This window comes from Nocardia sp. NPDC050717 (assembly GCF_040654275.1).
In the GTDB taxonomy this organism is placed as follows: domain Bacteria; phylum Actinomycetota; class Actinomycetes; order Mycobacteriales; family Mycobacteriaceae; genus Nocardia.
Map to the genome: position 1 here is coordinate 1 of NZ_JBFAHR010000015.1, position 12,285 is coordinate 12,285.

A 12,285-nucleotide genomic window follows, 5' to 3' on the forward strand; every position below is an offset into this window, starting at 1 on the left:
TCCCCTGCTCCCCCCCCCGCGGGCCCCCCCCCCCCCGGTGAGGTCGCGCGACCGGCGATCTCAGCCCCTTCCTCGGCGTCCAGGACGGACCGTCCGGATCAGGCTCCCGGGCGCTTGCCGTGGTTCGCCTTCTTCTTGCGGCGGGCGCGCTTCTTCGAGGCACGTTTGGACATCAGGCCGCCACCATCAGTTCGTTGGACCAGGAGGCCAGCCGCGCACGAGCCCGCGAATTACGCACCAGCCCAGCGGGATCGGAGAGTTCGGTACCGATGTAGTAGCCGCCGTCGACGACCGCGGACCCGGGTGCGCACAGTGCGGCGATCACCGCAGCGGGCTGATCGAAAGGCTCATCGGCATGCGAGCGCAGCTGCGGCATATCGATCTCGAACTCGGCCGGATGCACGCTGACCGCGGTGAGGCCACCGGGGCCGGTTTCGGCGAGTGTGCGGGTGAACATGGTCAACGCGAGCTTGGACTGCGCGTAGACCGCGGTCGGGGTGTAGAGGCCCCGCCGGCGGTCCAGGTCCGAGTAGTCGATATTGCCGCCGATGTGCATCTTCGAGGTCACGTTCACCACGCGGCCACGGGCAGCGGCGAGCGCGCCGGCCAACGCCATCGTGAGACGATGCGGCGCAAGGTAGTTGACCTGAAGGGCCAGCTCGAACCCGTCTTCGGTGTGCGTCCGGCCCGGTGCGCCCGCGATGGCTGCCGCATTGACCAGGACGTGGAGGGCAGGGAGCGCGGCGTGGAGCTGGGCGGCGAGCGCATCGACCTCGACGAGCCGCCGGAAGTCGGCAGTGACCACGCGAACGGTGCGTGGGTCGACGCCGTCGGCGACCAAACGATCGAGTGTTCGCGCTGACCCGTGCTGGTCCTTGGTGTGCACGATCAGTGACGCACCGTCGGCGGCGAACCGCAGGGCGGTGGCGTAGCCGAGGCGTTCATCGACGCCGGTGACCAACACGAGACGGTCGCCGGACACGAATTCGGACATTGTTCTCCCATCGGGAAAGAGGCGGGCGCGACCGCATGGACACATGAAATGGGTACACGCTCAGGGGAAGCAGCGACCGCTGTGAATGCGGTGGCCGTTGACGACCGAGAGGCCGGATGCGGCTGTCCGTCGACCGGCGTAGCACAGATCGCGCACACGTCGGAGTGAGCGGCATCAGCCGGTGTGCCGCGGTGAAGGCGCGGCGGATCTCACACCTTCGGACTCGGCGGTTCGTCCTCACTACCGAAGCCGACGAGCTCGAGCGCCGACGGCACGTGATGACCGACTGGCACGGCGCAGCGCACACGCATGGACGCCGAGTTCGTGGTCATGTCAGCCATCCAACCGATCCGCTCGGAACCGGGCAAGATCCGGCCGCTGGGATTGACGATTCCTTTGCGGCCGCGGGCGACACGGCCGCGGGCCGATGCTGACGCCCGCCAACCCGCGACCATTGCCACCGGTGGCCAGATGGGCCTTCGTGGTCAACCCACCCGGGACCGGCCGAGCCGCCCGATCGGGAGACATGACCTAGGCGCGCAGCAGGGCGGCCTGGACGCGGCTCAGGCGCTCCACGTCACCCTGGAAGCCGGCCACGGCGTCGTTGTACAGGAACGCTTCCCACAGCCGGACCAGCGCGTACGCGAGCGTCGCGCGGTCGATCGGCGGCTCGTAGCCCTGCGCCTGCGCGCGCTCGAGCAAGCCCTCGACGATCGAGACGGCGGCCGGATGCACCACCCCGTCACTGCGGGTGACCAGGCGCAACGCGCCCGTGGATTCCTGATCGAAGTAGGTGCGCAGCGAACCGTCGTCGACCAGCCAGTGGATCGCCCGATCGAGGATCTCGACGATCCGCTCCCCGCCGGTGGCGGTGCTGCGCCGCTCGGCATAGGCCACCATGCGCTCGAGCTGACGCGCCAGCGCCGCGCCGAGCAGCCCGTCGCGGGAGCCGAACCACCGGTAGATGCTCGTCCGCGCCAGACCGAGCTGGGCCGCAATGGCATTCGCGTCGACCCGCTTGCCCGCCAGGAACGCCGCGATGGCCGCGTCGAGCACGTCGTCACGGCTGGCCGCGGCCGGACGGCCGGGTGCTCGGGTTCCTTCGCTGGTTGCCACGTTCGTCAGCATAGGACGCGGCGGAGACCGGACCGCGTACCCACTCACCGCCTCAGTCGAGGTCGCCCTCGAAGCCCGAGGCCCAGTAGCGGCCACGCAGCGACAGGTCACGCAGCATGCCGGTGACCTCGTCCAGCGTCATGGGCCGCGGATCCGATTCCAGCCACCACTGCAGCACGGCCACCTGTTCGCCCACCCAGGCGCGGGCGAGCACCTCGAGGTCGATGCGCGGGGTGACGCCCTTGGCCTCGGCCCGCGCGGCGAAAATCGTTGCGGCGGCTGCGGTTCGGTCGTCGATGAAACGACGCAGGGCCCGGCCGTCACCCTCGCCGCGCAGGATGACGCGATAGGCGTCGCGCTCCTCGTCGGCGTGCCGGAACATCTCCAGGACCGGCTTGCCGGTGAAGCCCACCGACGAGGTGGACAGCAGGGCACCCAGGCGTTCTGCGAGTTCCTCGGTCAGGTCGGTGACGATGCGGTCGAGCAGGTCGTCCTTGTCCGTGTAGTGCTTGTAGAAGGTCGCGCGCCCCAGATCGGCGCGCTCGGTGATGTCCTCGACGGTCACGTTGGCGTACCCGCGCTCGAGGATCAGCGAGATCAGCGCGTCACGCAGGGCGCGGCGACTGCGGCGCACACGGCGGTCTTCGGGTGGCACTGGCGCCCTTTCTCTCCGGAATCCTTCTCCGTCGAGCATAGGGGACGTTGACATACAGGCCGTAATTAGACACGATGCCTAATAACATTCGCCGTGTCGATTTCGGAGCCTTCATGAATCTGGGCCACTATCTGACCCGCAGCGCCACCTATTGGCCCGAGCGGGAAGCGCTGGTCTGCGGACCGGCGCGCTGGACCTACCGGCAACTCGAGTCCGAGGCCGATCGGCTGGCCTCGGCGCTGCTGCGCCGCGGTATCGAGCCGGGACAGGCGGTCGGCACCTTCGCGGCGAACCGCGGCGAACTGGTGATCACCGAGATGGCGCTGTCCAAGGGCGGATTCATCCGGGTACCGATCAACGCGCGGCTCGCCGGCGACGAGCTGGCGCACGTCGTGCGCGATGCCGACGTGCGCGTGCTGTTCGTCGACACCGCGCACGTCGAGGCGGCACGCGCCGCGGTCGCGGCCGCGGGCACCGGCTGCGCGGTGCTCGACTACGAGAGCCAGGACTATCGCGACCTGCTCGACACCGGCACCGAGGAGCCGATCGGCATCGACGTCGACGCCGACGCCCCCGCGGTGCTCAACTACACCTCCGGTTCCACCGGCACGCTCAAGGCGGCGGTGCAGACCCACGGCAATCGCCTGGCCAATATGCGCAAGCGGCTCATGAGCCCCTCGGGCGCGCCGACGCCGGAGGACCGTTATCTGGCGCCCGGTCCCATCACCCACGCCTCCGGCATGGTGCTGCTGTCACTGCTCGCACGCGGCGCGGCGGTGGTCGTCCTGCCCGCCTTCGACACCGCGACCTTCCTGCGCACCCTCGAATCCGAGCGCATCACCAGCACATTCGTGGTACCGACCATGCTCAACATGCTCATGGGTCATCCGCTGATCACCGAGGTCGACCTCTCGGCCATGCGGACCCTCGGTGTCGGCGGCGCGCCGGTGTCACCGCAGCGGCTGCGCGAGGCGGTCGAGGTGTTCGGCCCGATCGTCATGCAGGGATACGGGCTCGGCGAAACCACCAGTGGCATCACGATTCTCACCGCCGAGGACATCACGCGCGGGATCGAGTCCGATCCCGAACTGCTGATGTCGTGCGGCAGGCCGGTGTTCGACACCGAGGTCCGCGTGGTCGACGACGCCGGGGTCCCGCTGCCCGCGGGACAGATCGGCGAGATCGTGGCGCGCGGCCCGGATTGCGTGCGGGAGTACTGGAACGAGCCCGAACTGTCGGCGCAGACCTTCCGCGACGGCTGGGTGCACACCGGCGACGTGGGCTATTTCCGCGCCGACGGTTACCTGTTCATCGTCGACCGCATGAAGGACATGATCATCTCGGGCGGCTTCAACATCTACTGCAGCGAGGTGGAAGCCGCGCTCTACGAGCACCCCGGCGTCGCCGAGGCGTGTGTCGTCGGCGTCCCCGACGAGCAGTGGGGCGAGGCGGTCAAGGCCGTGGTGGTGGCGCGACCGGAGCGGGCGCCGAGCGAACAGGAACTCATCGACCACTGCGCCGCCCGGCTGGCGCGCATGAAGAAGCCGCGGTCGGTGGATTTCGTCACCGCGCTGCCGGTCAACCGCAACGGCAAGATCGATCGCCGCCTCGTCCGCGCCGGCTACTGGGCCGACGCGGACCGGCAGGTCAACTGACACAGGACAATTCGATGACATTCACCCTCTCCCCCACCTACGACGACAATCCCCGCCTCCAGGACCTCGTCGGCGCCCTTCGCGACTACCTCGACGGTGAACTCGCCGAGTACGAGGCCGGGCTCGGGCTCACCCGCGAGTCACGCTACGGGCGCGAGGTCCTGCAGCCGGTCTGGCAGCGCAGCCGCGAACTGGGCTTCTACGGCATCCATCTGCCTGCCGAGCACGGCGGCCAGGGCCTGACCTTCACCGAACTCGCCGCGCTCAAGGAGGAGGTGGGCGCCTCGCCGCGCCTGTTCGCCACCTCGGTGCTCGGCGACATGGGCGGGCCACTGCGCGTCGGGTCGATCTTCCAGTACGCCACCCCGTACCAGCTGGAGAAGTACCTGCTGCCCGTCCTGCGCGGCGAACGCGCCTGCTGCTTCTCGCTCACCGAGCACGACGCCGGCTCGGACGTGCGCGGTATCCGCACCACCGCCACCCCCGACGGCGACGGCTGGCGGCTCACCGGTCACAAGGTGTTCTCCAGCGCGGGTCCGTTCGCCGACTTCTCGATCCTCGTGGCGCGCATGACCGAGGCCGACGGCACACCGACCGAGACCTTCTCGACCTTCCTTGTCGACCTGGATGCCCCGGGATGCACGGTGGCCGAAGGAGATACGCCCATGTCGGGCGAGCACATCGAGGCCGACATCGTCCTCGACGACTGCTACGTCGGGCCCGAACAGCTACTCGGCGAGGTCGGCCAGGGGCTGCGGATCGGGTTGGGCCGCGTGACGGTCAACCGGCTGCTGCACTGCCCCACCGCGCTCGGCGCCGCCCGGCGCGCGCTGGAACTGTCGGTGGGGTACGCGAAGACCCGGCAGGTGAACGGGGCGCCGCTGGGCATGCTGCAGTCGATCCAGCACCGCCTCGCCGACATGGCCGCCGATTACTACGCCGCCCGCTCGATGACCTACGACGCGCTGGCCGCCCTCGACGCCGGACACCGCCCGCGCACCGAGGCGTTCCTGTGCAAGCTGTTCGTCGCGGAGAAGGCGTTCACCATCGCCGACCACGCGGTGCAGATCCACGGCAAAGCGGGCGTGGTGCGCGGCGGTGAGGTGGAGGGGCTGTTCCAGCGGCTGCGCATGTTCCGCATCCTCACCGGCTCCTCGGAGATCCAGCGCAACGGCATCGCGCGCGAGCTGCTGCTGTCGTGAGCGCCGCGGCCGAAGACGAGACCGGCCGGGAGCCGGACTACCGGTTCACCCTGGCCAACGAGCGCACGTTCCTTGCCTGGATCCGCACCGCCCTCGGCCTGCTGGCGGGCGGGGTCGCCGTGGCCCATTTCACCGCAGCGGGAACCGATCCGCGCGTGCGCACGGCGGTCGGAGCCCTGTGCGCGGTGCTGGCCTGCGTGATCGCGGTCGGGGCGTTCCGGCAGTGGCGCCGCGTCCAGACCGCGATGCGCCGCGACGCGCCGCTGCCCCGGCCGCCACTGGTCCCGGTGACCCTGACCGGGGTGTGCGTGGCGGCCATGCTCTCGGTCGCGCTGGTCGCCGGATGACCGCGCCGGCGGGGCTGCAACCCGAACGCACGGTGCTCGCGTGGCGCCGCACCGCGCTGGCGGCGACCGTGCTGACGGTCCTGCTGGTCCGCTCGGTGTTCGCGAGCGATTCCCCGGCCGCGCCGCTCGCCCTCGTCTGCGCGACCGCCACCCTGGCCGCGGTCCTGGCGGCGGCGCGCGAACGGCACCGCCGCTACCGGGCCGACCCCACCGCCGCGGCACCCCTTCCCACGGCAGCGGCCGTGGCGATCTGCGCGGGCACCGCCATGACGGCGGGTGCCGCGCTCCCCCTGCTCGGCTGAGCCGAGACTTCCGACAGGAGATTCCGATGACGCAATCCCTCAGCCCCGCGGACATGGTGTGGACCAAGGGCTTCCTCGATCCGGCGCATGTCCGCCGCCACGCCACCACCGTCCGCGACATGGCCCCGACCCGTGCCGTGTGGCGCGGCACCGGCGCACCGTCGACCCTGCCGGCCGCCCCGGCCGACCTCACCGATCTGCCGGTGTCCTGGACTTTCGGGCGCACCGTGCCGCTGGCGCAGGCACTGCGTGAAGCGGAGACGGACGCGCTCGTGGTCGTGCATCGCGGGCGGGTCGTCCACGAGCAATATCTGCACGGGTACCGCGCCCACATACCGCATCTCAACGCCTCGCTCGCGAAGTCCTACATCGGATTGCTCGCGGCACTGCTCGACGAGCAGGGGCTGCTCCGGCGCGAGGACGAGGCGGCGAAGTACATCCCGGAACTGGCGGGCACCGGTCTGGGTTCGGCACGGCTGCAGGAACTTCTGCACATGACCACGCAAGTGGCCTTCGGCGGCAGGCCCTACGACCGAATCCTCGAAGCGCATCGTTTCTGGGCCGTGGTCGCGCCCGGACTGCGCCCGGCTGGCTACACCGGCGCGCGGACCATCCTCGAGCACCTGGCCACCGCCGAGGCCACCGGGCCGTTCGGCACCGAATTCCGGTACGAGAACGCGAATGTGGAGGTCGTGGCCGAGGTGCTGCGCCGCATCACCGGCCTGTCGACCGCCGAGTTGCTCAGCGATCTGGTCTGGTCCCGGATCGGCGCCGCCGAGGACGGCTACTACGTGCTCGACCCCGCCGGGAACGAAATGGCCTGCGGCGGTTTCGCCGCCACCGCGCGGGATGTCGCGCGGGTCGGGGAGATCCTGCGCTGCGGCGGCGCGCTCGGCGACCGGCAGGTGTTCCCGGAGTCCGTCGTCCGGTCGATCACCGAGGTGCCCGCGGGACCGACCCGGCGGGTGCGGCTGCCCCGCGACACCTCCGATGCCCCGCCGCGCCTGGGCTATCACGACTTCTGGTGGATCCTCGACGATCCGTACGGCTCGTACCTGGCCAGTGGTATCCACGGCCAGCACCTGTTCGTCTCGCCCGGGCGTGAGCTCGTCGTGGTGCATTTCGGCGCGCAGGTGCTCTCGCCGTCGGTGCCGCCCACCCCGCTGGTCGCGGCCTACGCGCAGATCGCGGCCGCCCTCGCCACCGACACTCCCGCCTGAAGGGCACCGCCATGACCACTCTGGATTTCGCCGCGCCGGGCGCGCGGCGCCGCCGCGGCAAGAACCTGGCGCTGCTCACCGCCTCCTCGGCGATGGACAACGCCGAGGCCAACGTGACGAGCGTGCTCTTTCCCCTCATGCGTGAGTCGCTCGGGCTCTCGGCCTCGGCGCTGGGCACCATCGTCGCCGTCGGCAAGGCGGTCGGCGTGGTCGCCGGGATTCCCTGGGTCCTGCTGGCCAACCGGTTCCCGCGCAAGACCGTGCTGGCGGTGTGCGCGGGCTTCTGGGGCGTGTGGTCGATGGCGGCGGGCGCGGCGGGCAGCTTCGGCCAGTTCGTCCTGCTCTACGCCATAGCCGCCGCCGGATTCGCCGGGGCGGGCCCGATCGCGCTGTCGATCCTGGGCGATCTCTACCAGGACAGCCACCGCGGGCGCGCCACCGGCATGCTCTACGGCGGGGTGGCATTGATCAGCGGCGTCTCGGCCCCGCTGGTCGGGCAGCTGTCCGGCGTCGAGGAGGGCTGGCGCTACGGCTTCTATCTCTCCGGCGCCGTCTGCGTCGTGATCGGCGTGTTGATCATGGCTTTTCTCGACGACCCCGTCGCGGGCGAACGGCACGAGGTCGACGTGCCGACCCTCGGACAGCTCGAGGACAAGGCACGGGGGCTGACCGAGTCGCTCCGGGCCCTGCTCGGCGTGCGCACCTTTCGCTACATCCTCGTGCAGCGGTTGTTCTCCGGGCAGAACGTGATCATGAGCTTCGGCGCGGTCTTCCTCGTCGAGGAGCGCGGTCTCAGCACCGCCACCGCCTCGGTGATCGCGCTGCCGTTCGCGATCGGCTACATGACCGGCACGTTCGCGGGCGGGCGGGTCAACGACCTGGTCCACCGGCGGTATCCGCGCGCAGGCCGGGTCGCGATGCTGCAGCTCAGCCAATTCGGTTTCGCCGCTGTCGCTTTCCTCGCCACCCAGATCGGCTGGCACAGCGTGGGCATGTACGCGGCGCTGTTCGGCCTGCTCGGCTTCCTGCAGGGCCAGGTCCCGGTGGTGAACCGCCCGCTGATCATGGCGGTGGTGCCGCCACCGCTGCGCGGGCTGGCCTTCGCGGTGTCGGTCTCGACCGTCGAAGCGCTGGCCTACGCGGGGTACGCGCTGATCGTCGGCAGGCTCGGCGATGCGATCGGGTTGCAGGGCGCGTTGCTGGCCGTCACGGTGGTGCTCACCCTCGCCAACGCAGTGGCCTCGGCCGCGCTGTACCGGCCCTACGCCAGGGACGCGGCGGTGATCACGGCCCGCCGGCCGGAGGTGGCCCCCGCGTCGGCGCGCTGATCATCGATGCATTTTGTTGAGCACTAAGGTAAAATGGGCGGCGCGGACATCCCGCGTCGACCAACCGAAAGTGAGCACGCCATGACCGAGGTCTCGGCTCAGCATCCCTACAGCCCCGCCGTCGTCGCAGGCGGTTTGGCGTTCGTCTCCGGGGCGTTGTCCATCGACGCCGACGGTGTCGCGGTGCCGGGGCGGATGGCGGCGCTCGATGCCGCGGTGGATCGGATGTGCGAGCGGCTGGCGACGGTCGGCGGCGAGCTCGACGATGTGGTCAAGCTGACCTATTACGTCACCGATCTGTCGTTGCGCGAGGAGGCCAATCGCCAGTTCGAGCGGCTCTTCGCCGAGCCGCGACCGGCGCGGACCTTCCTCGAGGTGAGCAGCCTGCCCTACGGCGCGACGGCCGAACTCGACGCCGTGGCCCGCGTCGCGGACACCGGCCGGCGGAGCGCGGACGCGTAGTCTGGCAGTCATCTTGGCGCTCAGGTTGTCAGGTAGGCCCGGATGAAGAGGAGTTCGTGTGGCACGCGAGGCAGTTCCCGCGCAAGACGCCGTCGACGACATCGTGCGCCAGTGGGCGGGTCAGTGGCCCGGCCTCGACGTGTCCCCGCTCCAGGTCTTCGGCCGGCTGCACCGCAGCTACCTGCGCTACCAGGCCTCGCTCGCCGCGGTCTTCGACGCGCACGACATCAACATGGCGTCCTTCGATGTCCTTGCGGCACTGCGCCGTTCGGGCCCGCCGTTCCGGATGACCTCCGGTCAGCTCGCGGAGATGTCGCTGGTGACCACCGGCGGCATCACGCTGCGCGTCGACCGCCTGGAGAAGGCGGGGCTGGTCACCCGGGTGCGTGACACCGAGGATCGCCGCGTGGTCTACGCCCAGCTCACCGACGAGGGGCTGCGAGTGATCGAGAACGCGGCGCTCGAGCACTTCGCGAACGAGGCCAGGATGCTGGCCGGGCTCAGCCAGGACCAGCGCGACCAGCTGGCCGGACTGCTGCGCGTGCTCGAGCACTCGATCGAGACGAGCGAATCCGCTCCCTCGGCACAGCATTCCGCCTAGCCGGTCGCGCCCGTCCGCTACACCAGCGCCGGTGCCGCAGGCGCCATCGCCGCCGCCTGCTCCTCGGCTTGTGCCCGGTAGAGCCTGCGCAGCCGGACAACGCCCAGATCGTGCTGGTACAGGTTCTCGGCCTGGTCGGCGTCATCGGCCATGCCCTCGAGCATCACCCGGTCCTGTTCCAGCACCACCCAGTGCCGCTGTTCGAGGGTGGTGCGGTAAAGGAAGCGCCACACATCGCGTTCCCAGCCCGTGACGCGGCGGTACCGCCAGAAGAACACCGCCGTGGTGTGCGCGTCGATCGGGGTGCCCATGCCGACGATGCCGAACGGCCCGCCGGGACCGGCCGTCGCCGGATACGGGATCTCCAGGTCGACCCAGTCGGCGCCGGTGCGGCAGAACTCGACCCAGTCGAAATTGACGCCACGCTGGTCGGTCTTCTCGAAGAAGAAGCCGCGCTCGGTCTCGCGGATCCGGAACCGGGCCGAGGTCTCCCCGCCCGACATCGAGTGCGACTCGCGATGCAGGAACGCGCCGTGCATCGGATCGAGCAGGTTCTCCAGGGTGAAGCGCCATGGCGCGTGCCACTCGGCGTAGCAGAGGAAGGCCGAAACCCCGTCGTCGACCAGCGGATCGGGCAGGCGCAGCGGTGCGGGTTCGGCGTGCGGATCGGTGCCGAACCAGGCAAGGATCGCACCGCCGACCTCGCGCACGGGCAGGCTGGTGACCAGCGCCTTGCCCTCGAGGTTGCAGCCCGGCATGCCGGGCACCGACACCACGGTGCCGGTGCCGTCGACCTGGACGCCGTGGTATTTGCAGGCGATCCGGTCGCCGAGGTGCTGGCCCTGCGAGAGCGGGGCGCCGCGGTGCGGGCACCGGTCGGCCAGCATCCGGACGGTGCCGTCGGACTGCCGGTACAGCAGCCAGTCCTCGCCGAGGCGGGTGACCCGGCGCATACCGCCGCGTTCGACGAAGTGCGACGGGCACACCGCGTGCCACTGGTCGCGCATGCCGGTCGCGAAGATCTGGTCGCTGGTGAGTGAGCCGCGGGTGCGTACGTTCGCCATCAGTGTGCTCCCATCCTGGCGATCTCGGTGGTGAAGGATTCGGTGGTCCACGCCCGGCCGTCGGGACCGTGGATGCCGCGGCGGTTGAGACCGTCGACGAGCTCCTCGAGCCCGTGACCACCCTCGCCGAACACCTCCTCGATCGCGCCGGCGAGCTTGCGCTCGTACGGGGTGGGTTCCGCCGAACGGGACTGGTGTTCCACGAGATAGAGACTCATCAGGTTCCTCCTACAGGTCGAGTACGAGCTCGTCGGTGCGGGCCCGCGAGACGCAGATCATGACGGTCTTGCCGGAGCTCTGTTCGGCGCTCGACAGCACCGAGTCGCGGTGGTCGGGCACGCCACGCAGCACCCGGGTCTCGCAGCTGCCGCACATGCCCTCCCGGCACGAGTTGGGCAGGTCCATTCCGGCGCCTTCGAGCGCGTCGAGGATGGAGGTGTCCGGCGCGGCGGTGACGCTGACCCCGGAGCGGCTACACACCACCCGGACCGGGCGATCGGCGTCGCCGTCCGCCTCCGCCGCACGGGCTTTCGGGGTGAAGCGCTCGAGCTGGACGGCACCCTCGGGCCAGTCGGCACCGAGCTGTTCGACCGCGGCGAGCAGGCCCTCGGGACCGCAGGTGTAGACCAGGGTGTCGGCGCGCGGTGTCGCGAGCAGCGCGGGCAGGTCGAGGACGCCTTCGCGATCCTCGCTGACGATGTGGACGCGGTCACCGAAGCGGTGCAGTTCGTCGAGGAAGGCCATGCTCTCGCGGGTGCGGCCGCCGTAGTGCAGTTCCCAGTCGGCGCCGCGACGCTCGGCCTCGCCGATCATCGCCAGGATCGGGGTGATCCCGATGCCGCCGGCGACGAACAGGAACTTCGGCGACTCGAGCAGTTCGAAGTTGTTGCGCGGCTTGCCGACCGGGATCTGCTGGCCTGGCCGCAGCACCTCGTGCACGTGCCGGGAACCGCCACGGCCGGCGGGGTCGCGCAGCACGGCGATGCGGTAGCCCGTCTTGTCGGCGGGATCGCCGCACAGCGAGTACTGCCGGACCAGGCCGTTGCCGAGGTGCAGGTCCAGGTGCGCTCCCGGCGTCCAGGGCGCGACGGCGGCGCCGTCGCCGTGCTCGAGCCGAACCGACACGACGTCGCGCGACTCCCACCGCATCTGGCGGACCAACAGCTCGACGGTTCCCGTTTCGAGTTTCATCGCCGCTACCTCCCTGGGCAGATTGTTCAGTGCTCAATAGTTTAGCGCTAAGGTGTAATGGGCGCCACAGTCCGGCGCAACTTTTTCCCCCGATCTGTCGCGGAAACGCGAATGGCGGCGAGGCCCGGGAACACCCGGAGTCCTCGCC

General features: G+C 70.2%; 15 protein-coding genes. 8 read left to right on the forward strand and 7 right to left on the reverse strand.

The window, feature by feature from the left end:
- Window positions 1-172 precede the first annotated feature (172 nt).
- The 4 genes from AB0H56_RS25600 to AB0H56_RS25615 form a co-directional block, all read right to left on the reverse strand.
- The gene (locus AB0H56_RS25600) at window positions 173-994 is read right to left on the reverse strand and encodes an SDR family NAD(P)-dependent oxidoreductase (protein WP_357167820.1); all 822 of its coding nucleotides are present in this window, start codon (window positions 992-994) and stop codon (window positions 173-175) included.
- Between the two features lie 209 nt (window positions 995-1,203).
- Window positions 1,204-1,326 (reverse strand): hypothetical protein, encoded by a 123-nt coding sequence (locus tag AB0H56_RS25605; RefSeq protein WP_357167822.1) that lies wholly within the window; start codon window positions 1,324-1,326, stop codon window positions 1,204-1,206.
- Between the two features lie 199 nt (window positions 1,327-1,525).
- Complete coding sequence (locus AB0H56_RS25610) at window positions 1,526-2,110, reverse strand: QsdR family transcriptional regulator (RefSeq protein WP_357167824.1); 585 nt, start codon at window positions 2,108-2,110, stop codon at window positions 1,526-1,528.
- A 52-nt stretch (window positions 2,111-2,162) separates the two neighbouring features.
- Window positions 2,163-2,765, reverse strand: coding sequence for a TetR/AcrR family transcriptional regulator (locus tag AB0H56_RS25615; RefSeq protein WP_357167825.1), 603 nt, complete (start codon window positions 2,763-2,765; stop codon window positions 2,163-2,165).
- 113 nt (window positions 2,766-2,878) lie between these two features.
- Between AB0H56_RS25615 and AB0H56_RS25620 the strand changes: the two genes are divergently transcribed.
- The 8 genes from AB0H56_RS25620 (at window position 2,879) to AB0H56_RS25655 (ending at window position 9,882) form a co-directional block, all read left to right on the forward strand.
- Window positions 2,879-4,420 (forward strand): long-chain fatty acid--CoA ligase, encoded by a 1,542-nt coding sequence (locus tag AB0H56_RS25620; RefSeq protein ID WP_357167827.1) that lies wholly within the window; start codon window positions 2,879-2,881, stop codon window positions 4,418-4,420.
- 14 nt (window positions 4,421-4,434) lie between these two features.
- A complete protein-coding gene (locus AB0H56_RS25625) occupies window positions 4,435-5,622 on the forward strand; it encodes an acyl-CoA dehydrogenase family protein (RefSeq protein WP_357167829.1) in 1,188 nt (395 codons plus the stop codon).
- Window positions 5,619-5,969, forward strand: a complete 351-nt coding sequence (locus AB0H56_RS25630) for a DUF202 domain-containing protein (RefSeq protein ID WP_357167831.1) — start codon at window positions 5,619-5,621, stop codon at window positions 5,967-5,969. The genes AB0H56_RS25625 and AB0H56_RS25630 overlap by 4 nt, the downstream gene beginning before the upstream one ends.
- Window positions 5,966-6,271 (forward strand): DUF202 domain-containing protein, encoded by a 306-nt coding sequence (locus AB0H56_RS25635; RefSeq protein WP_357167833.1) that lies wholly within the window; start codon window positions 5,966-5,968, stop codon window positions 6,269-6,271. Before AB0H56_RS25630 ends, AB0H56_RS25635 begins: the two co-directional genes overlap by 4 nt.
- 26 nt (window positions 6,272-6,297) lie before the next feature.
- Complete coding sequence (locus tag AB0H56_RS25640; protein WP_357167835.1) at window positions 6,298-7,491, forward strand: serine hydrolase domain-containing protein; 1,194 nt, start codon at window positions 6,298-6,300, stop codon at window positions 7,489-7,491.
- 11 nt (window positions 7,492-7,502) lie between these two features.
- Window positions 7,503-8,819, forward strand: coding sequence for an MFS transporter (locus AB0H56_RS25645; RefSeq protein WP_357167837.1), 1,317 nt, complete (start codon window positions 7,503-7,505; stop codon window positions 8,817-8,819).
- A gap of 81 nt (window positions 8,820-8,900) precedes the next feature.
- Entirely contained in the window at window positions 8,901-9,281 is a 381-nt protein-coding gene (locus AB0H56_RS25650) for a RidA family protein (RefSeq protein WP_357167839.1), read from the forward strand.
- Window positions 9,282-9,339: 58 nt separating this feature from the next.
- Window positions 9,340-9,882, forward strand: a complete 543-nt coding sequence (locus AB0H56_RS25655) for a MarR family transcriptional regulator (protein ID WP_357167841.1) — start codon at window positions 9,340-9,342, stop codon at window positions 9,880-9,882.
- 17 nt (window positions 9,883-9,899) lie between these two features.
- Here AB0H56_RS25655 and AB0H56_RS25660 read toward each other — a convergent pair whose 3' ends face one another.
- From AB0H56_RS25660 to AB0H56_RS25670, 3 genes are read right to left on the reverse strand one after another with little or no spacing between them, the layout of a single operon-like run.
- Window positions 9,900-10,946, reverse strand: coding sequence for an aromatic ring-hydroxylating dioxygenase subunit alpha (locus AB0H56_RS25660; RefSeq protein ID WP_357167843.1), 1,047 nt, complete (start codon window positions 10,944-10,946; stop codon window positions 9,900-9,902).
- Window positions 10,946-11,164, reverse strand: coding sequence for a recombinase-like helix-turn-helix domain-containing protein (locus AB0H56_RS25665; protein WP_357167845.1), 219 nt, complete (start codon window positions 11,162-11,164; stop codon window positions 10,946-10,948). The genes AB0H56_RS25660 and AB0H56_RS25665 overlap by 1 nt, the downstream gene beginning before the upstream one ends.
- A 10-nt stretch (window positions 11,165-11,174) precedes the next feature.
- Window positions 11,175-12,137, reverse strand: a complete 963-nt coding sequence (locus tag AB0H56_RS25670; RefSeq protein WP_357167847.1) for a PDR/VanB family oxidoreductase — start codon at window positions 12,135-12,137, stop codon at window positions 11,175-11,177.
- Window positions 12,138-12,285: the final 148 nt, after the last annotated feature.